Source organism: Haloferax prahovense DSM 18310, from assembly GCF_000336815.1.
Taxonomy (GTDB): Archaea; Halobacteriota; Halobacteria; order Halobacteriales; family Haloferacaceae; genus Haloferax; species Haloferax prahovense.
This window is the reverse complement of the sequence record NZ_AOLG01000056.1, coordinates 86,562-106,172: the sequence shown is the minus strand read 5'-3', so window position 1 is coordinate 106,172 and position 19,611 is coordinate 86,562. Positions and strand designations below refer to the sequence as shown.

The 19,611-nt window shown below is 61.7% G+C and carries 16 protein-coding genes and 1 pseudogene; 13 read left to right on the top strand and 4 right to left on the bottom strand.

What is annotated here, in order from left to right:
- Nucleotides 1-198: 198 nt before the first annotated feature.
- Nucleotides 199-953, top strand: a pseudogene (locus C457_RS17810) (TrmB family transcriptional regulator).
- A 30-nt stretch (nucleotides 954-983) separates the two neighbouring features.
- Here the strand turns inward: C457_RS17810 and C457_RS19865 are convergent.
- On the bottom strand, nucleotides 984-1,154 hold the full coding sequence (locus C457_RS19865) for a hypothetical protein (protein WP_239640779.1): 171 nt from the start codon (nucleotides 1,152-1,154) through the stop codon (nucleotides 984-986).
- 287 nt (nucleotides 1,155-1,441) lie between these two features.
- Between C457_RS19865 and C457_RS20730 the strand changes: the two genes are divergently transcribed.
- The gene (locus C457_RS20730) at nucleotides 1,442-1,579 is read left to right on the top strand and encodes a hypothetical protein (RefSeq protein ID WP_008096838.1); all 138 of its coding nucleotides are present in this window, start codon (nucleotides 1,442-1,444) and stop codon (nucleotides 1,577-1,579) included.
- A gap of 428 nt (nucleotides 1,580-2,007) precedes the next feature.
- Here C457_RS20730 and C457_RS17805 read toward each other — a convergent pair whose 3' ends face one another.
- Nucleotides 2,008-2,769, bottom strand: coding sequence for a helix-turn-helix transcriptional regulator (locus tag C457_RS17805; RefSeq protein WP_233517308.1), 762 nt, complete (start codon nucleotides 2,767-2,769; stop codon nucleotides 2,008-2,010).
- A gap of 266 nt (nucleotides 2,770-3,035) precedes the next feature.
- Here C457_RS17805 and C457_RS17800 point away from each other — a divergent pair, with 266 nt between their 5' ends.
- Nucleotides 3,036-6,059, top strand: a complete 3,024-nt coding sequence (locus C457_RS17800; RefSeq protein WP_008096835.1) for a GLUG motif-containing protein — start codon at nucleotides 3,036-3,038, stop codon at nucleotides 6,057-6,059.
- A gap of 1,045 nt (nucleotides 6,060-7,104) precedes the next feature.
- Here C457_RS17800 and C457_RS17795 read toward each other — a convergent pair.
- Entirely contained in the window at nucleotides 7,105-7,887 is a 783-nt protein-coding gene (locus C457_RS17795) for an IclR family transcriptional regulator (RefSeq protein WP_008096833.1), read from the bottom strand.
- Nucleotides 7,888-8,391: 504 nt separating this feature from the next.
- Here C457_RS17795 and C457_RS17790 point away from each other — a divergent pair.
- The 9 genes from C457_RS17790 to C457_RS17750 all read left to right on the top strand — a co-directional run bounded on the left by C457_RS17790 (nucleotide 8,392) and on the right by C457_RS17750 (nucleotide 17,187).
- On the top strand, nucleotides 8,392-9,489 hold the full coding sequence (locus C457_RS17790; protein WP_049913703.1) for an ABC transporter ATP-binding protein: 1,098 nt from the start codon (nucleotides 8,392-8,394) through the stop codon (nucleotides 9,487-9,489).
- Between the two features lies 1 nt (nucleotide 9,490).
- Complete coding sequence (locus C457_RS17785; protein WP_049913702.1) at nucleotides 9,491-10,291, top strand: creatininase family protein; 801 nt, start codon at nucleotides 9,491-9,493, stop codon at nucleotides 10,289-10,291.
- Nucleotides 10,292-10,444: 153 nt separating this feature from the next.
- Nucleotides 10,445-11,716, top strand: a complete 1,272-nt coding sequence (locus C457_RS17780; protein WP_008096827.1) for an ABC transporter substrate-binding protein — start codon at nucleotides 10,445-10,447, stop codon at nucleotides 11,714-11,716.
- A gap of 9 nt (nucleotides 11,717-11,725) precedes the next feature.
- Nucleotides 11,726-12,664, top strand: a complete 939-nt coding sequence (locus C457_RS17775; protein ID WP_008096826.1) for a carbohydrate ABC transporter permease — start codon at nucleotides 11,726-11,728, stop codon at nucleotides 12,662-12,664.
- The gene (locus C457_RS17770) at nucleotides 12,661-13,506 is read left to right on the top strand and encodes a carbohydrate ABC transporter permease (RefSeq protein WP_008605944.1); all 846 of its coding nucleotides are present in this window, start codon (nucleotides 12,661-12,663) and stop codon (nucleotides 13,504-13,506) included. Before C457_RS17775 ends, C457_RS17770 begins: the two co-directional genes overlap by 4 nt.
- 44 nt (nucleotides 13,507-13,550) lie before the next feature.
- The gene (locus C457_RS17765) at nucleotides 13,551-14,699 is read left to right on the top strand and encodes a hypothetical protein (RefSeq protein WP_008096825.1); all 1,149 of its coding nucleotides are present in this window, start codon (nucleotides 13,551-13,553) and stop codon (nucleotides 14,697-14,699) included.
- A 41-nt stretch (nucleotides 14,700-14,740) separates the two neighbouring features.
- On the top strand, nucleotides 14,741-15,907 hold the full coding sequence (locus C457_RS17760; protein WP_008096821.1) for a mandelate racemase/muconate lactonizing enzyme family protein: 1,167 nt from the start codon (nucleotides 14,741-14,743) through the stop codon (nucleotides 15,905-15,907).
- A gap of 51 nt (nucleotides 15,908-15,958) precedes the next feature.
- Entirely contained in the window at nucleotides 15,959-16,801 is an 843-nt protein-coding gene (locus C457_RS17755) for an SDR family NAD(P)-dependent oxidoreductase (RefSeq protein ID WP_049913701.1), read from the top strand.
- Between the two features lie 11 nt (nucleotides 16,802-16,812).
- The gene (locus C457_RS17750) at nucleotides 16,813-17,187 is read left to right on the top strand and encodes a RidA family protein (RefSeq protein ID WP_008096816.1); all 375 of its coding nucleotides are present in this window, start codon (nucleotides 16,813-16,815) and stop codon (nucleotides 17,185-17,187) included.
- A gap of 201 nt (nucleotides 17,188-17,388) precedes the next feature.
- On the opposite strand, the gene C457_RS17745 is transcribed toward C457_RS17750, so the two are convergent.
- Nucleotides 17,389-18,036, bottom strand: coding sequence for a bifunctional 4-hydroxy-2-oxoglutarate aldolase/2-dehydro-3-deoxy-phosphogluconate aldolase (locus tag C457_RS17745; RefSeq protein WP_008096814.1), 648 nt, complete (start codon nucleotides 18,034-18,036; stop codon nucleotides 17,389-17,391).
- Nucleotides 18,037-18,174: 138 nt separating this feature from the next.
- On the opposite strand from C457_RS17745, the gene kdgK1 reads away from it, so the two are divergent.
- Complete coding sequence (gene kdgK1 / locus C457_RS17740) at nucleotides 18,175-19,131, top strand: bifunctional 2-dehydro-3-deoxygluconokinase/2-dehydro-3-deoxygalactonokinase (RefSeq protein ID WP_083864319.1); 957 nt, start codon at nucleotides 18,175-18,177, stop codon at nucleotides 19,129-19,131.
- The last annotated feature ends 480 nt before the right edge of the window (nucleotides 19,132-19,611 follow it).

Sequence of the window (19,611 nt, the reverse complement as noted above, 5' to 3'; positions counted from 1 at the left end):
CCCCAACGGACTTCGGTGATGCAACTGACTATGGGGACATCGTCGCAGAATATTTCACACTCACCAAGGGCATATCACAGGACTTCTCGGAGGACTGGAAAACGATATCTGGCAGTCGCCTCACCGGGGAGACGTGATACGCGACGAATTGACCGTCACCTACACCGGCGGCAGCGAAGAGATAGACGAGGGGGCGACATGTTCGATTGCCACCGGGGCATACTGTCAGAGCCGACGAGGACACCGCTCCGCACGGGAACAGCAAAGCAATTGAGTGAGATGACAGAGGTTCCCCGAACGCGGGTGTACGATGCGATTCGAGCGCTGGAGGCACAAGGCCTGGTCGAGATTCAGCATTCGAGCCCGCAGCAGTTCCGGGCCGTTCCGCTCGACGAGGCGACCGAGACCTTGCGCGACCAGTACGAAGACCGCTTCGAGCGACTCCACGATGCGCTGGGCACGGTCGAAATCGTCGAGGAGGACGACGAAACCCCTGTCCAGCAGATATGGGCGATGTCCGGGCGGGACGCGATCGAAAATCGGACGGACCAACTCATCGAGGACGCATCCGAGGAGGTCGTTCTCGTCGTCGGTGACGAGTCACTCTTGACCGATGATCTCGTTGCCACTCTCAACGACGTCAGTAGCGGGGTCGACCTTCTCATCGGCGCGCTGACGGAGTCGCTTCAAGAGCAAATCCAGACGGCCGTGCCGGACGATACGACAGTCATCTCTGGGTTAGAGTGTTACACGGTGTGGACGTTACTGAAGACGAGACGGCGATCGGCCGGCTCCTGCTGGTCGACCGCTCGACGATTCTCGTGAGTTCGCTCATGCCCGACACCAAGGATGAACAAGCGATATTCGGCGAAGGATTCGGGAACGGGCTGGTCGTAATCGCCCGGCGACTCATGGCTCGGGGGTTGTTGACCGTCCGTGATCCCAAGCAGTGATCTCGCGACGAGCGGCTATTGGCTACTCCGTCAGCGGACGCAACTGTCGGTAGGTTCTTGATCGCGTTCGTCGCAGAAACGGTCCTCGAGCAACTGGAGCGTGAGATACTCGCCATTGTCGATCGTGATACAACAATTATTATAAACGAACGAGAGGCGTCCGCCCGTCCGAGGTGTTCCATCGTACCGCGGGTCGAACAACGAATCTAACGCAGTTGGATCGACGACATCCGCGAGTGGTCGAAGAGACCACAGTTCTGATTCGTGCTAGACGACCAAAAACTCCGAACTTGTTCACCCTATTTATCAAAACTTCGAGAACATACCGAGCCGCTTGCACCCGAATATGCGGCGACGATTGAGCTCTGGCTTTCCCGCATCGAAGATGTCGATGTACTTCCCAACGACGTTAGTCCAGAGGATTTCGAGGGAGAGAATGAAGACGAACCGAATGGTTATGACGGAGACTCCCCAAGTGAGAGCTAAGAATGGCCACTGAAAGTGAGGTCCCCGATATTCCGGAGGACATGTCGCCGGAGGAGGCTCGACGGTACCTGATCCGATTCCTTGGACGGCAGGACCTTGACGAACACGAAGAGATCTACGAAGAACTCTCTCGTGAGTGAATAGCTCTTTATCGGCCCGAACGGGTGCGGACGAGGTTTCTCTCCAAACTGTAGGCTGATCTCCTGAAGACACATTCACGTTCTCCGTCAATCCTGCCGTCACTGAGGCTTTCGCCGGAAGCGGTGGTCGAGGTGACCACCACCGGTTAGTAATGTGTGGGTTTATATTGGATGTGGAGGTCAGTAGGTGTCTGAGGCCGGAATCGGTCCGTGCCTCGCAGATTGGTACTGTCTAATTAAGCCAGTTTGAGAAGCGAGCAGGTCTTCGAGCATCTTGACCAACTCACTCAACGACCCGCTCGTTGCTTAAACTGGCTTAACTAGACAGTACCTCGTGAGTAATGAAAATCAGCGACTCAAAATCACCCAACACGGAGCGAGAAGGGTATTCCCCGGTGGGTTTCGGTGGTAGCATCGCCGTGGCCCGCTTAGGTTAGTCGCTCGCCGCGCTCGCGGTGGGCCTCGAAGACGTCGAAAGCCCAGTTGACCGCTGCAGAACTGTCGGTCATGGCGACGGCCGCCAGTGTCCCTCGGTCGGTGTCGAACCCTGTGAGCACGAGCGTGTCGTCGTACAACGAGAGGTCGATCACGTCCTCGGTGACATAGACGGCAGCGTTCTCGTGGCTTCGTACTGTTTCATGCAACTCGCCGTGTTGGCGTTCGAGGCGTTCCAGGACCGCCTGCGGGAGGGCCCACTCGAAGTCGACGCCTCCCTCAACGCGGTCGACGGTCCGAGCGAGCGTCACCGGCGAGCCGAAACTCGTTGCAGCCCCGTAGATTCGCTCGTCGACGTCGCTGATGACGGATTCGAGGTGTTGCTCAATGGCGTAGGGTGACTCGGAGTCGACTGCCATCACCGTCGCATCAGCGAAGAGGTGGAGGTTTTCGGTGAGGGCAGGCGGCGAGAGGTGTTCGAGCAGTGGCTTCAGCCTGCCGGCCGCCGCCAGCGAGCGCTCGAAGCGGTCGGCAGCGTCGAGAACGGCCGCTCCCGCGCCGGTCGTCCGGTACCCCCGGTTGGTCCGTTCGAGCAGTCCCTCGTCGACCAGCGCGGCGGTCTGGCGATAGACGGTCGCTCTGGACACGTCGAGTTCAATCTCCAGCGCCGACCGGTCGAGCGGCCGGTTGCGGGTCGCAGCCAACAGTGGGTGGTGGTTCAACAGTCGGGCGGGATCACGACTGTAGCGATTCATACGACTATCATGTGGCTATGAATGATACGTATTTCGTCTCCTCCAAGTGTATCACGCCGTGTGGCCGGAGTGTCGGTGTCACCGCCACGCGGCTGTGGTTGCGGTTCTAATTGTCTGAATGACAGATGTCTCATGCCGTGAAACACCGTCTCAGTCAATGACTATACTTGCGGTTGAATTCGTACTGAATATATGAATAAAACCGCGGTACGGGCGGCCGTCGACCGCAGTCGACGCAGCCGAAGGTTGGACGGAGTGAGTGTCTGATGGGCACGACGGGCGGTCGCCGCGTACTCGTGGGCATAACACTCCTCGTTGTTTCGTTGGGTGTCGGTGTCACCGTCTTCGCGGGGGTGGCAGCCGCCGATATGCCGGACGCCTCGCAGTGTAGCGCTATTTCGTGGACGAATCAGACCATTTCGGGGCAAACGTACTACGAGGTCGACACGCTGGACAAACTCCAGTGTATCGAGGACAAGGGACTCGGGAACAACTACGTCCTGATCCGAGATATCAACGCGACCGAGACATCCACATGGGACGGCAGCAATGGATTCGACCCGATCGGTGACAAACGCAACGAGTTCACGGGCACCTTCGACGGTGACAACCACACGATTTCGGGACTGACCATCAACCGAGCGGGGACATACTCTGTTGGTCTGTTCAGTGAGGTCGATCCGGTGGGAACGATCAGGGCGGTTGGCCTCGAGGGCGGATCCGTCACCGGCGCGAGAAGGACCGGACAGCTCGCCGGGTATAACGATGGGACCGTCGAGGACTCTCACGCCACTGGTGAGGTTACCGGGACCGAGCGGGTCGGCGGCCTGGTCGGCCGTAACGATGGGGCGGTTCGTCGCTCCTACGCGATTGGAGAACCGACTCGTGGAAGCGATTGGTTTGGCGGACTGGTCGGTTTTAACCAGGGGACGGTCAATCGCTCCTTCGCTGCAAGAGCCGTCGACGGAGGAGGGGGCAGCACGTCCGCTGGCGGGCTGGTCGGCGTCTCCACGGGAACGATAGCGGATTCCTACGCCACTGGCACGGTTACTGCGAGCTGGTACGCCGGTGGGGTACTCGGGTCGTTCCAGGCGGACCCCGGAGGGACGGTTCGGCGTTCGTACGCCACTGGAGCCCTCAGTGTCGACGACGAGACACAGGGGATCGGTGGCCTCGTCGGTGGCTCCACTGTTGACCCGACTACCGTGGAGCAGGCCTACTGGGACGTGGGAACGACGAACGAGGAGAGTGTGAGTACGGGGGATGGGTGGGACCCGATAACCTTCACCGACGTCAGCGGCTTCGGAGCGACGGCCGATACCGCCCCCGCTCCCGAGATGCAGGGGACGAGTGCGGAGACGAACATGACCGGCCTCGACTTCACCAACACGTGGGAGATGGTCGAACGCGAGGATACGGACGCGGCGATGGACGGCTATCCGATACTGCGGGGCATCGACCGGACGGCGCAGCTTCGAGCCCAGGGTATCGCAAAGCCAGTCGTCGAGTCCATCAGCCGGGACGACCCAGACGTTCAGGCAACCACCGCCGAACGCGTGAACCTCACCGTGACGTTCTCGGAGCCGGTTACCGGCGTCGACGCCGACGATTTCACGCTTGCAACGACTGGCACTGCGACAACAGCCAACGGGGACGACGACATCTCGGTTACCGGTGCTGACAGCCGATACATCGTCACCGTCGATACCGTCTCGGGCACGGGCGACCTCCGAGTCGACCTCGTCGACGACGACAGTATTACGGACGCCGACGGTAACGCGCTGGTCGAATCCGGTGCAGCCGGGAGTACCGACGGGAGCTATACGGACGGTGAGTCGTTCGCCGTCGACAACACGGGGCCGTCGTTCGCCTCCAGTGAGAACTGGACCGTCGCCGAAAACACCGTCATTGCAGCCGACGTGAACGCCACCGACGGAAACGGCAACGATACCGACATCACCTACTCGCTTGTCGGTGGGGTGGATCGATCAGCGTTCAGCACCAACGCCACCACCGGCACCCTCTCGTTCGACAGCGCACCGGACTTCGAGAACGCGACCGATGCCGACGGAGACAACGAGTACGTGGTCGACGTGCAGGCGGTTGATGAGTTCGGTATCAACACTACCGAGACACTCACCGTTACCGTGATCGATGCTGCCGAACCCCGGCTCGCACCCGACAACAGCTCACAAACGACTCGCGAGGACACCGTGCTTTCGATCGCCGACGGCGAGAGCGTCGACCTCCTAGAACTAGGGACCGCTACCAACGCTGGCGACTCACTGACGGCGGTCAACGGCACGATGTTCAGCGACGGGATAGTCCTCACGCTCGGCTCGGGGGCGAACCTCACCGTCTACGGGAACGGAAGCTGGACGTACGATCCGAACGGGCAGTTCGAGTCCCTTGACGATAGGGAGAATACGACAGACAACTTCACCTACACCGTTTCGGATGTCGACGGTGACACTGCACGTGGGGTCATCACGGTAACGATTATCGGCGTCGACGAACCCGCACCCCGTCGCTCGGGGTCGTCTTCGTCGTCCTCGTCGTCCAGTAATGATCCCGAAGTTCGCGTAACCGCCGGAGACGAAGGGAAGGGTACGTGGCGCGTCGACGTCTCGGACCCCTCGACTGGCGAGCCGGTCGAGATCCGACTCGGCGACACCAGTTCTGATGATGCCGAACGCGACCTATCGCTCACCGGCCTGCGGATGAACATCGACGACAGCTCGGATTTCGAACTCGACATCACGACCGGCGACGCCGGAAGCGACGAAACCGAGCCGTCGTTTACCGCTGGGACAGGAGCGCAGTCGGTGGGGACGATCACCGTTGACCACACGATTGCCGACGAGAATGTCGAAAACTTGACATTCACCGTTAGTCTCCGCAAGTCACGGCTCGCCGAGTCGGACCTCGATCTCGACTCTGTCGCGCTTTACCGCGACGAGACGACTCAGTGGAACCGGTTGCCGACCACTATCGTCGAGGAGACTGATGCGCAGTATACGTTGGAAGCCACATCGCCAGGACTGTCGACGTTCGTAATCGGAGCGGCTCCAGTTGCAAACACGACCGACGCGACAATCACAACTGACGAGCCAGCCACGACAACCGAATCGAACATAACGGACACGATAGACACAACTGACGAGCCAGCCACGACGGCTAGTGATTCACCGGGATTCGGCGTTGTACTTACAGTAATCGCGATGTTGGTTGGCACATTCGTCGTTCGACGAGCTAGGTACCGGTCGAAACAGGATTCCGATTCACCGTGAGACCGGTGGTTTGTTGTTCCTCACTTAGGTTGTGGAGGCTCTGTTGAAATCCTCAGCAGCTGATAGTTTGCCGACTTCGTGCTGAATACAGAGCGCACGTCGGTCACGCAACAACAACGCGTATATCGGGCAGTTCGGCTTCGATGGCTCGCTCGTCTCCTCGTGGGTCGGTAGCACGCCCGGTGCGTACTGGGGCGGCCCAGACCTCTCCAACAGCGAGGGTGGGGCGTACTCCGCAGGCTCTACCGCCGATGGACTTCCCCACGTCTCGTGACGAGAGTCGCCGCTGACGGGATCAAGGGGTTCTCCCATGCGGAACCGTCGTGGGAGAATTGGCTCACGTTCGAGGATTTCGCCGAGGCATCGGCCGGCCTCTTCGCGGTCGGCTATATCAGTTCAAGTGTCCTCTCCGGGGCGGCCGTATGCTACGGGGCGCGAGCAGTGAGATCGAACCTCCGTCGACCGCGTCGGCCCGTCGTCGGTACCCGACTCCCTCTCGCTCGAAGCCTCGATGGCGAACGTGAACACGCGAACGGAACTCGGTGCGCTCCGTCAGCGGTTTGGTGAGTGAGTTCGCAGCTATTTCTGAGCCAGTTGTATTGCATGATTAATACAATAATAACTGCCCTATTCATTATCTATGTGTACTCAAAAGTTGGCAAGCCATGCTGACGAGGGAACTCTCGTGAGTCGTACAGAAATTACGAGTTGTAATTTATGGTCATATATGTGATGATATATGGTTTTGTCTGATTTTTAAGCGCCAGACTAGCACGGAGAGCACCGGAGTGTGAGACTAGCCATGTACCAAACCGTCCACTAGACAGTTGATCCGCCAGCGACACGGAGGTGGTTACTTCCGAACATCTATTCACAGTATTTACAATACTAATTGTGCAAGTGACTATATCGAGTATAGTCGTTTTACCGGTTCGCTCGCTCGGAAAGCCGATGAAAACCCGAGACGAGCGATATCCGTAGCATTGCGTCGCAAGGAATTACAGACGTAGTATCGTAATTCTAGAGCTACAACGAGCGCCGGTAATCACCCGTCTATGGTCGTGTACTCGGAGTACTGGTTACGCACTTCGAGTTCGTTTTTGCTGTACTGCAGTACGTTCAGTAGCTCCGCCATGTAGGCCGGTGTGAACCGGTCTCTGGGCCCGGTCACGCCGATAGACGCCTTGACCTCTCCGTTCTTATCGAGAAGCGGAACGGCGATACCTCGAATACCGCGGAGGTGTTCCTCGTCGTCGATGGCGTAGCCCCGTTTACGGACCCGCGCGAGCGAGTCTTCGAGTTCCGCCAGCGAGCTAACGGTCCTGTTCGTCCCCGACGGGAGGCCGTGTCGCTCGACGATTTCCGCCCGGCGAGCCTCGGGAAGGTACGCTAAGATCGCCTTTCCGAGCGAGGTCCAATGCATCTCTGTGCGATTCCCGATCGGAATCTCGTCCGCCGCGGCCTTCTCCCCGGTGCTTCGATACAGAATGACCCGTTTCCCGTTTTCTTCGACCGCGGCGCCGACTATCTCGCCCGTCACTCGGCTGAGCTCTTCGACCTTATTCCTGAGCAGTCGAGCGATGTCGACCCGCTGCCGGATGTCTCCGCCGACCTCGAGAAAGCGAAACGAGCGGCGGTACTCTCCGGCGTCTTTGACGACGAAACCCCGCTCGACGAGCGTGTTGAGGTGGACGTAAATCGTGCTTGCCGGGATGTCGACCGTCGACGCGAGTTCCGAGAGGCCGGCCGGTTCGACGCCGCTGAGAGCGTCGAGAATCTCGAACGTCGTTTCGACCGCGCGTATTGTTTTGACGTTGCCATCGGACATGGTACGGTCTTTCCCGCACTCGGTGAAAGTAGTTTCCCCCTGTTCAACTGGAATTCAACTCTCTCGGAAAGAAAACCTCGAGTATTTACCACAGAAAAAAGTACAGCGAGTGGCACGCTATTTTTACCTCATATCGACACGTATTTTCCGAACACGTCAAATTCGGGAGCGAAGCCGCGTCCGGTGAACAGGCCGAAATACCGGTTGAGAAGGCGTGTTCGACGAATGTCAACGGTAGTGTAGGCGTACGTCGAGGTTCTGCACTTTCGACCGTGTTGAATACGGGCGTCGGCAGTGGTGACATCGCGGGGGACCGCCGCCGAGTCACTCGGTTAGACGCGAGGGGAGGCGAGAACCGACGACTGGACAGGCGCTTCACCTGCCGACTGGGGTGTCGAGAAGGTCGCAGCGGCGCCGAATGCGATTCAACACGGTTGGGAGCTCGGCGTTCGCCTCCATTACCAACATTTATTATGCGGGATTGAGGAGTAGTCCTCAGTCGACATGAGCCAGGTAAGACTATCGAACGTGAGTAAGGAGTACGACGGGGACATCCTCGCCGTCGAGGGGTTGGACCTCACCGTAGACGACGGGGAGTTCGTCGTCGTCGTCGGGCCGTCCGGCTGCGGGAAGTCGACGACGCTCAGGATGGTGGCGGGGCTTGAGACCGTCACCGGAGGTGAAATCGCCATCGGCGAGAACGTCGTCAACGACGTGCGGCCGCAGGACCGGAACATCGCGATGGTGTTCCAATCGTACGCGCTGTACCCCCACATGACCGTCCGCGAGAACATGTCTTTCGGGCTACGTCTCGCCGGGGAGGGCGACGGTGAGGTCCGGGACCGCGTCGAGGACGCCGCCGAGATGCTGGAGATTTCGGAGCTGTTAGACGACCTCCCGAAACAGCTCTCGGGCGGTCAACAACAGCGGGTCGCACTCGGGAGAGCCATCGTGCGCGACCCCGACGTGTTCCTGATGGACGAGCCGCTTTCGAACTTGGACGCCAAGCTCCGGACGCAGATGCGGACGGAGATTCAACGGATTCAGGAGGACCTCGGCGTCACGACGGTATACGTCACTCACGACCAGACAGAGGCGATGACGATGGCCGACCGTATCGTCATCCTCAACGACGGTAAACTCCAGCAGGTCGACCCCCCGGAGCGGTGCTACGACGAGCCCAACAACGAGTTCGTCGCCGGGTTCATCGGGTCGCCCTCGATGAACTTCTTCGAGGTGACCGCGACGGACCACGACGGTGGCGTTCGCTTCGAGTCGCCGAGCTTCGAGTTCACGCTGGGCGTCGACATTCCCTCTGGTGAGTACACGTTGGGCGTCCGACCGGAAGACCTCACGCCGAATCGTGAGGGAGGCTACGTCGAGACAGTCGTCGACGTCGTCGAACCGGTCGGCTCGGACAACTTCCTCTATCTGCAGACGGCCCGAGGTTCGTCCGAGGTCGTCGCGCGGGTCGAAAGCGAGTTCCGACCGACCGTCGGGGACGAGATAACGCTCGGGTTCGACGTGGACGACATGCACCTCTTTGGTAGCGACGGCGCGCGCGTACCGGTGAGCCAGACGCAACTGACGGACTCCGCCTGACATGATGTATGATTCAATCGGACGACGAGAGCACGAGTGGGCGGGAATGACCGCGGCCGAGGTTCGAGAGGTTGGAGCGAAGCCGGGGTCGGTTCTGGTGATTCCGGTAGGGAGCATCGAACAGCACGGCGAACACCTGCCGGTGGTGACCGACTCCCTCCTGGTCGAGGCGATGGTCGATTCCGCGGTCGAGCAGACCGACGGTCTCCCGGTCGTCGTCTCGCCGACGGTTTGGAGCGGGTTCTCACCGCACCATCTCACCTTCGGCGGGACGCTGTCGTTAGACTTCGAAACGATTCGCGCGACGCTCGAGGACATCGCGAACACGGGACTTCAAAACGACTTCGACGCCGTGTTGTTCGTCAACGGCCACGGCGGCAACGGTCCCCTCATCGGGTCCGTCGTCAGCACGGTCGGCGTCGAGACCGACGCCGAGGTCCTCGGAACGACCTACTTCGAGCTGGCGACTGACCGAATCGAGGCGCTTCGAGACACCGAGACTGGTGGGATGGCCCACGGGGGCGAGTTCGAAACGTCGCTCATGCTTGCGGTCCGACCCGACCTCGTCGGCGATTCGTCCACGCGGAACGGTGAACCGCTACACGAGTCGTACCGCTGGGGCGGACAGGACCTCCTCGACGGGGGCTCGGTGAGCGTCTACCGGTCGTTCGACGCGTACTCCGAGACGGGTGCCATCGGACTCCCCGAGGAGGCGAGCGCCGAGAAGGGAGAGCGGATTCGGTCGATTATCGCCGAGGAGCTCGCCTCGCTGCTCGATGCGGTTCACGAACAGAACGCGTGAGTCCCGACAATCATAATGAAAATAAAATATGAATAAAAACAATTATATATGTGGGCGCAATTGGTAGCGATGATGCGAGAGAATACCACAGAAGAAGCTAGCGGACAGACTCTGGACCGTCGGCGGCTCCTTCAAGCGCTCGGCGCTGGTGGCATGATCGCCGTCGCCGGCTGTACCGGCGGCGGGGACGGAAGCGAAAGCGGCTCCGATGGCGAGGGCAGCGGTGAGAGTGGGGACGACACGCAGAGCGTCCAACTTCTCACGATGGGGGTCGGCGACAACATCAAGCAGTTCTTCGAGGAGAACAACGCCGCCTTCGAGTCGGAGTACGACGTCGACGTCGAGTTCACGAGTGTAACCTGGGACAACGCACGACAAACGGTGAACAACCGAGTCGACGGCGGCCAGGCCCCGGACGTGAGCCGTTGGCCCGCCCGGTGGATTCCACAACTCGTCGGGAAGGACGCGCTCGAACCGGTCGACGATCTGATGGACGGCGAGTTCGGCGAGAAGTTCGCCGAGGGGGTCGCCAACGGCACGATGTACAACGGCTCGCACTACGGCGTCCCGTGGGCCGCGTCGAACAAGTGTCTCTACTACAACAAAGACGCGTTCGAGGCCGCCGGTCTCGACCCGGAAACCCCGGCGCTGGACACGTGGGAAGACATGCTCGCGGCGGCGAAGGCCCTCACCGAGAGCGACGAGGTGAATATCCCGGCGCTCGGCCTCGCCGGCGCCGACGCCATCGAGACGGGGTCGCAGTACTACCACTACCACTGGTCGCACGGTGCCGACCTTGTCGACGACGAGGGGATGCCCGTGGTCAACTCGGACGGCGCCGTCGAGGCGCTCTCGTTCTACACCGACCTCCACCTCGAACACGGCGTGACGCAGTCCTCGCCGCTCTCGTCGACCCGACAGGACATCCGTCAACTGTTCGAGAACGGCGACCTCGGGATGGTCATCGGGCACGTGTACACGGGGCTCAACATAACCGAGTCACAGGAGAACGGCGAGGTCGACTTCGACTACGGTATCGTCCAGGTCCCGGAGGGCCCCGCGGGCCGGTACAGCCTGTTCACCATCGACACCCTGGGCATCTTCAGCCAGAGCGAACACAAGGACGTCGCGCGAGACCTCATTCGCTTCTATTTCGACGAGGAGCGCCGCTTCCAGTACTCGAAGCAGAAGGGCTTCCTTCCGGTCGTCGAGGCGGTCGGCGAACGGGAGTACTTCTCCGAGTCGAAGAACTGGGGGCCGTTCGTCGAGGCGGGACAGTACGCCCGTGCCCGGCCGAAGCTCAGCAATTTCAGCCAGTTCAACGACCGGATGGTCCAAGCGATACAGGAAGCGCTCGCCGACCAGAAGAGTCCGCAGAAGGCCTTGAACGACGCCCAGAGTGACCTCGAAGACGCGATGAACTAATGCAACGATATGAGCCTCGCTGAAGAACGTACCCAGACAGGCGACGATTCGCGACTGGCACAGTCCGCCGCGCACGTCAAGCGGAATCGCCGCGCGTACCTCTTGATAGCGCCCGCTGCGGTGTTCCTCGTCGCCGTCGTCGGGTACCCGATACTGGAGACGTTCCGCCTGTCGCTGTACCGATCTCCCGCCGATTCGACTATCGAGACGTTCGTCGGGTTGCAACACTACGTCGACATCTTCAACAGCGACATCTTCTACCGTCTCCTCTGGCAAACGGGACGGTGGGTCGCGGTCGGCGTCGCCGGGAAGACGTTACTCGGGCTGCTCATCGCAGTCCACCTCAAGGGCGACATTCGGGGTCGGAAGTTCTTCCGGACGGCGTTTCTCATCCCGTGGGGAATTCCGTACGCCATCTCTGCGGTCGTCTTCCGCTGGATAGAGCATCCACAGTTCGGCTATCTCAACGCCATCCTGCTCAAACTCGGCGTGATAGAGCAGGGTATCGGAATTCTCGGGAACCCAGACATCGCGTGGCTGGGCGTCGTCGTGGCGGATATCTGGATCGGTACGCCGTTCATGGCGATTATCTTCCTCGCGGGTCTGCAGTCGATTCCGCAGGACCTCTACGAGGCCGCGGCCATCGACGGGGCCGAGCGGTGGCACCAGTTCCGATACATCACGCTCCCACAGCTCAAGAGCGTCATCCTGATGGCGACGCTCCTCTCGACGATTTGGACCTTCGTCAGCTTCGACGTTATCTGGACGATGACGGGCGGCGGTCCGATTAGCACGACTGCGACGCTGGTGATACACATCTACCAGGTCGGCCTGCAGAACGGGAACCTCGGGCTCGGCGCCGCCTACAGCGTCATCGGGTTCCTGCTGTTGCTCCTGTTCGCCGTCGTCTATCTCAGGGTCTACACCCGCGGAGGTGAGGAGCTGTGACGATGGCAGGCCACGACGAGGGCGGACTGCGCCGAGTCAGAGTCTACGGCATGCTCATCGCCCTGCTCGGGATAATGATGTTCCCGTTCTACGCGATGTTCTCCAGTACGTTCAAACCGGAGTCGGAGATATTCTCCGCGCCGGCGACGCTCGTGCCGTCCCAGCCGTCTCTCGGGGCGTACGTGGACGTCTGGACGCAGACCGACGTGCTCCTCTGGATCGCCAACAGTTTCGTCATCTCGCTCGGAACCGTCGTCCTGACGCTTCTGCTCGCGATTCCCGCGGCGTACTCCTGCGCGCGGAACGACTTCGTGGGCAAGCGGACGTTCCTGCTTGCCGTCCTCGTCGTCCAGATGTTCGCCCCCGTGGTGCTCATCGTGGGGCTGTTCGACGTCATCAGCCGACTCGGACTGTTCAACACGTACCTGGCCGTTATCGTCCCCGCAGCGGCGTTCACCCTCCCGTTCAACATCTGGATGCTCTACGGCTACTTCAAGACCGTTCCCGTCGAACTGGAAGAGTCCGCCCGCATCGACGGTGCCAGCCAGTTACAGGTACTCACGAAGATTGTTCTTCCGCTGACCAAACCCGCGCTGGTCGCCAGCATCACCTACACGTTCCTGTACGCGTGGAACCGGCTACTGTTCGTGCTGACGTTCCTCACCGACAGCGGGAAGTACAACATCCCGCGCGGGGTCTTCTCGATGGTCGGCGCGCTCCAGACCGACTGGCGGATGATGCTCACCGTCTCGGTCATCGGTATCATCCCGCTCCTCGTCCTGTTCGCGTTCCTCGAACAGTACATCGTGGCGGGGATGACCGCCGGCGCAGTCAAGGAGTAACGGCCCTCCTGTATATTTATTATCGACCCGCGTGACGACCCGCTATGGAGTTCGCTATCTGGGCGTACCCGTGGGACGTGCTCGATACGGGACCACGAGAGACGGGCGCTCGCATCGCCGAACTGGGCGTCGACGAGGTGACCCTCGCGACGAACTATCACGCCGTACAGGCGTTCGCGCCGCACAACCCGAAGCGACGGACCTTCTTCGCACACGCGAGCTCGTACTTCCGCCCTGGCGGCGGCTACGGCCGCCTCGAACCGGTTCCGTACGAGGGGATGACCGGTGACTGGGTCGCTGAAATCGCCGACGGCCTCGAGAACGTCCGGTTGAACTCGTGGACGGTCGGTTGCCACAACTCGCGGCTCGGGATGCGCCACCGAGACGTGACGCTGACCTCCGCGCACGGCGACGACCTCGTCTTCGGCCTCTGCCCGACGAACCCCGACGTACAGGAGTACCTCATCGGACTCGTCCGCGACCTGACCGACTCGGCCCACTTCGACCGAATCGAACTCGAGACCTTCGACTACTTCTACGGGACGGGATTCGGTTGGCACCACCAGAAAATTCACGCTCGGCTGGGAACGCTCGGTGAGTTCCTCTTCGGACTGTGTTTCTGCGACCACTGTCGGGCAACCGCGTCGGACGCGGGCGTCGACGTCGACTCAGCTCGGGACACCGTCGCACAGACGCTCGACGAAATCGTCGACGGAACCGTTCCGCACGGACTCTCACCCGAGCTGTGGCTCCGCGAGCACGACGCGGTCGCCGACTACGTCGACGTGCGCGAAGAAACGCTGGCGACGCTCTACGCGGAGTTGTCCGCGGAGAGCGGGTCGACGCCGCTCGGATACTACGTCGGCGCGCCCGAACCCGGCCGCGAGTGGATGGTCGGGGCCGACCTCGACCAGTTGTCCGAGCACGTCGACTACTTCTGTCTGCCAGCGTATGAGTCCTCACGTGAGGCGGTGATAGACGCCTATCGAAGCGTCGATGCGGTGACCGATGACAGACCGTTACACGTCGGACTCCTCCCGGGCCACCCGGCGATACACGACGGCGACACGCTCGTCGACATCGTCGACTCACTACGGGCCGTCGACGTGCCGCGGGTCTCGTTCTACAACTACGGGCTGCTGCCCGAGCGATCGCTGTCGTGGATTCGGGAGGCCACGGACGCGAGTCTGTAACAAACGATACTTTCATACTGTCGCCCCCTACAAGCGTTTGTATGGAGATAACCGACGTGACAGCGGTTACTGTCGACGTTCCGCTAACGAGTACCGACGAGCATCTCGGAATCGCCCCGTACACCACGAATCACGGCGAACTCGAATCGATGGAGCGCGTGCTCGTCCGCGTCGACACCGACGAGGGTATCGAAGGCTGGGGCGAGATGCGCGTGTTTCTCTCGCCGACGGCGACCGAGTCGCTCATCGAAGACGGTATCGGGCCGATGGTCGTCGGTCAATCGCCGTTCGAAATCGAACGCCTTCGCCGACAGGTGTTCGTCGAGTACACGAACGTCGATATGTTCTTTTCCGCCGTCGAAACGGCCTGTTGGGACATCGTAGGGAAAGCGCTCGACCGACCCGTGTACGAACTGCTCGGCGGCTGGACCGCGCCGACCCAGAGCACGCTCCAGCACAGGTCCCACGTGGCCGACGGCACCCGGACCCCCGGACCAGTCCCGGTCGCGTTCTGTCTCGGAATCCTGCCGCCCGAGGAGTCTCGCGTGAAGGCCCGTGAGGCACTAGACGCCGGCTTCGACGTGCTCAAGACGAAAGCGGGGAGGGACTGGCGACAGGACGTTGCGCGGATCAAGGCGATGCACGACGAGACGGACGGACAACTGGAGTTCCGCCTCGACCCGAACCAGGGTTGGACGCTCGACCAGGCAGTTCGCGTCGGCGCGATGCTCGAAGACGAAGGTATCTACCTGCAGTACCTCGAACAGCCGATTCGGGTGGACTCCCACGTGTCGCTCGCACGATTGCGACAGCGCCTTCGGCAGCCCATCGCCCCGAATGAGGACACCTACGTACCACACAACATCTCTTCGCTCGTCGAGGCCGGTGCGATGGACGTGGGCGTTATCGACCTCACCCCGGCCGGCGGCATCAGCGGTATCCGTCAACAGGCGGCGATACTCGAAGACGCCGGCGTGCCGTTCACTCACCACTGTGCGTTCGACCTCGGGATTCGGACGGCGGCGATTCTCCACGCCGTAAGCGGGATACCGGGCTTTTCGCTCCCCCCGGACTCGACGTACTACGCGTGGGAGGGCGACGTCATCGCGGAGCCGTTCGAAGTTGAAAACGGCTGTCTCCCCGCACCGCGCGGACCCGGCCTCGGAATCTCGGTCGACCGAGACGCCGTCGAAGCGTACCGAATATAGTGCAACACCATAGCAAGGTTGAATAGCTCCGACCACATCGGTGCGCACGCTATGGTTGAGTTATCACTACGAGACCGTCCGGCAATCGTAACCGGTGCCTCTCGAGGTATCGGTCGCGAAATCGCGGCGCGATTCGCGGAGGCTGGCGGAGACGTCGCCATCTGCTCGCGCTCGTTGGACGACGTGAGACCGGTCGCCGAGGAACTCACCGCCGCACACGACGGCCGGGTCGTTCCGGTCGAATGCGACGTGACCGCCCGCGACGAGGTTCGAAGCCTCGTCGATACCGCGCTCGACGAGTTCGGCGAGGTCAAGGTGCTGGTGAACAACGCTGGCGGGTCGGACGAGTCCGCGAACGTGGCGCACCGCTGCGACGAGGAGACGTTCGAGCGGATGGTCGACCTGAACCTCAAGAGCCAGTTCCTCCTGAGCAAGGAGGTCCTCCCGGCCATGGTCGCCGCCGGCGGAGGCTCGATGGTCCACATGGGCTCGGTCAACGGGCTCTTCGGCATCGGTCTGTCCGGCTACTCGGAGGCGAAAAGCGGTCTCCTCGCGATGTCGCGAAACATCGCGGCCCACTACGGCCAACACGGTGTTCGCTCGAACGTTATCTCCGCAGGGACGATAGAAACCGCGAGCAGGCGCGAGGAGATGGAGAACACAGAGGGCCGAACGGGCGATTCGAACGCGCGCGAAGGCTGGCTCGACCAGTACCCGCTTGGTCGCTTCGGGACGCCGCGTGAGGTCGCGGACACCTCGCTGTTCCTCGCATCCGAGCTGTCCAGTTTCATCACCGGCGAGAACGTCGTCCTCGACGGCGGCCTCACGACGAGTCTCTCGACGTCGTTCATCAATGAAGTGTACGACGCGGACGAAGTACCATCGCGGCAGTAACCACATCAACGATGAAAGAACTAACCACAGCGGACGCACCGGACAGCATCGGACCGTACTCGCAGGGCGTCGTCTCCGGCGATAAACTCTACGTCTCTGGACAGGGACCCGTCGACCCCGAAACGGGCGAAGTCGTCGACGGGACGCCGGCGGAACAGACGAAGCGAACCCTCGAGAACGTCGAGGCGATTCTGGAGGCCGGCGGGTCGTCGCTCGCGGACGTGGTGAAAGCCACCGTCTTCCTCAAAGACATGCGCTACTACGACGAGGTGAACGAGGTTTACGGCGAGTATATGTCGGCACCATATCCGGCACGGAGCGCCGTCGAGGTCGTGAAACTCCCCGTGGACATCGACGTGGAAATCGAGGTCGTCGCCGAGCGGTGACGCGTCGAGCGAACGACTCGGAGGTACCGTCCCGACCGTAGGTAAGAGCGGAAGCCGACGGTGAAACACCGCGTCGGGAGTGGCAACGCTACCCTCCCCGCGGTCCCGAAGCAGTGTCGACCGTTGGGTTCCGTTTTCGTTTCGTGCAGTTCAGAACGCGTGACGGTTCGGTCGTCCCGGCCATCGAAGCCGGTCTGGTGTCTACTCAGCCCGTGCGGCCACGACAGCCTCTCTGAACGCGCGGGCGTTCGCTTCGATAACGCCGAACTCGCCGCGAGCGATGGCCTCGGCGTCGACGATGGCGTTCCCGACGCCGACGGCTGTCGCGCCCGCGTCGAAGAACTCGCCGACGTTGTCCAGTCCGACCCCGCCGGTCGGGACGGTCGGGATGTGGCCGAGAGGGCCGCCGAGTGCCGAGACAAACCCCGGTCCGAGCGTGCCGGCGGGGAACACTTTCACCATGTCCGCGCCGGCTTGGAAGGCGTTGACGGCTTCGGTTGGCGTAGAGATACCGACGAGCGAGGGCGCGCCGTAGCGGTTCGCGGCTTCGACGACGCCTTCGTCGAACGACGGCGTGACGATGAACTCCGCACCGGCGAGGGTCGCCGCCCGCGCCGTCGCCGCGTCGAGGACGGTCCCCGCGCCGACGGTCACCTCGTCGGCCGCGAAGGACTCCGACACGTCTCGAATCATGTCGAGGACGCCCTCGGTGTTCGCGGTTATCTCGACCGTCGAGACGCCACCGCGGCGGAGCGCGTCGACCGTCTCGATCGCCGTCTCGGGGTCGGTCCCGCGGACGATTGCGACAATACCCGACTCTGCGATTCGCTGGGCGGTGGAAGCGACCATACCCGTAGCAGGACGACCCACGGCTTAACCTTCGGGGTCCGGCGACTGCCGCGAGCAAACATCGTCGAGAGCGGAGTCCTTATGGCGCGACTCCGCGACGTTCGAGTATGCAAGACTCGACCCGACGGAGTGGATACTGTGACGCCTGAACTGGTGACGTTCGGCGAGACGATGGTCCGCCTGTCACCTCCGAGAGGACGCCGCTTGGAGACGAGCGACACCCTGTGGTTCAGCACCGCCGGGGCGGAGTCGAACGTCGCCATCGCGGCCAGCAGGCTCGGAGCTGACGCCGCGTGGCTGTCGAAACTTCCCGACTCAGCGCTCGGCCGCCGGGTCGCGACCGACGTACGTCGACACGGCGTCGAACCCGCGGTCGTCTGGAGCGACGACCACCGACAGGGGACGTACTACCTCGAACACGGCGTCGAACCGCGTGGCACGTCGGTCATCTACGACCGGGCGGACGCCGCGGTGACGACTGCGACGCCCGACGAACTCTCGACGCGCCTCCTCGAAGACGCCACCTACTACTACACGAGCGGTATCACGCCCGCGCTGTCCGACCAGTTGGAAGCGACGACGCGCTCGCTTCTCGACGCCGCGCGGAGCGCGGGGGCGACCACCGCGTTCGACCTGAACTATCGGTCGAAGCTCTGGAGTCCCGAAGCGGCACGCGAGACGCTCGAACCGCTCTTTCCGCTCGTCGACGTGCTCGTCGTCGCGGCGCGCGACGCCCGAACCGTTCTCGGACGCGACTGCGACGCGGCCGCGATTGCGGCGTCGCTCGAAGCGGAGTTCGGCTTCGAGACGGTGGTCGTCACGCGCGGCGACGAGGGCGCACTCGCCCGCGCCGGCGGCGAGACGTACGAGCAGGGTGCGTTCGAAACCGAGACGGTCGACCCGATTGGTACGGGCGACGCGTTCGTCGGCGGCTATCTCGCCTCGCGGATTCGCGGTGACCCCGTCCCCGACGCGCTCGAAACGGGTGCCGCGACGGCGGCCCTCAAGCGAACGCTGGACGGCGACTTGGCCGTCGTCACCCCCGAAGAGGTCAAGCGCGTACGCGAGCAGTCCGGCGGTGGTATCAGCCGTTGACCACGGTTCACCGACTGAGCGGCCGAGACGAGAGATACGAGGTGGCTGTCGCACGTTCTCGAGTGTTTGTCGTGGTTGCCCGCGCTCACGACCCGCCTGAGACGACGCCAACACAGGTTGCAGTTGAGGGACCCACCCCCAAAACCGATGGGACATCGTCTCGTTTTCATATTGTGACATATTCGACACAAGGCTGTTTCTTGACATAGTACTGTTTCGTTAGTGAACACCTCGGCCGACGTTCGTCAGTTGGACGATTGATGCGGTCGTTGGCTGTTATAGTATTGTGTATTTTTGAATTAATATGGGCGCTCCAACGACTGCCCACCTACGAGTGATGGACGCAACCGACTCGAATTTCGAGGACATGGAGCAACGTCTTGATGAGATTCCACCTAGTGGAGCAAGCCGATCGCTTAATTCTAATAGGGAGATTGAAGTTCGTTATTCGTCATGCTCACCGAGAAGCACAGCGCTCGA

Bases quoted from the DNA above. Each gene is read 5' to 3' on its own strand.
- C457_RS20730 (WP_008096838.1), top strand. From the start codon at position 1,442: ATGGCCACTGAAAGTGAGGTCCCCGATATTCCGGAGGACATGTCGCCG.
- C457_RS17805 (WP_233517308.1), bottom strand. From the start codon at position 2,769: ATGAATCGCTACAGTCGTGATCCCGCCCGACTGTTGAACCACCACCCA.
- C457_RS17800 (WP_008096835.1), top strand. From the start codon at position 3,036: ATGGGCACGACGGGCGGTCGCCGCGTACTCGTGGGCATAACACTCCTC.
- C457_RS17795 (WP_008096833.1), bottom strand. From the start codon at position 7,887: ATGTCCGATGGCAACGTCAAAACAATACGCGCGGTCGAAACGACGTTC.
- C457_RS17790 (WP_049913703.1), top strand. From the start codon at position 8,392: ATGAGCCAGGTAAGACTATCGAACGTGAGTAAGGAGTACGACGGGGAC.
- C457_RS17785 (WP_049913702.1), top strand. From the start codon at position 9,491: ATGATGTATGATTCAATCGGACGACGAGAGCACGAGTGGGCGGGAATG.
- C457_RS17780 (WP_008096827.1), top strand. From the start codon at position 10,445: ATGATCGCCGTCGCCGGCTGTACCGGCGGCGGGGACGGAAGCGAAAGC.
- C457_RS17775 (WP_008096826.1), top strand. From the start codon at position 11,726: ATGAGCCTCGCTGAAGAACGTACCCAGACAGGCGACGATTCGCGACTG.
- C457_RS17765 (WP_008096825.1), top strand. From the start codon at position 13,551: ATGGAGTTCGCTATCTGGGCGTACCCGTGGGACGTGCTCGATACGGGA.
- C457_RS17760 (WP_008096821.1), top strand. From the start codon at position 14,741: ATGGAGATAACCGACGTGACAGCGGTTACTGTCGACGTTCCGCTAACG.
- C457_RS17755 (WP_049913701.1), top strand. From the start codon at position 15,959: ATGGTTGAGTTATCACTACGAGACCGTCCGGCAATCGTAACCGGTGCC.
- C457_RS17750 (WP_008096816.1), top strand. From the start codon at position 16,813: ATGAAAGAACTAACCACAGCGGACGCACCGGACAGCATCGGACCGTAC.
- C457_RS17745 (WP_008096814.1), bottom strand. From the start codon at position 18,036: ATGGTCGCTTCCACCGCCCAGCGAATCGCAGAGTCGGGTATTGTCGCA.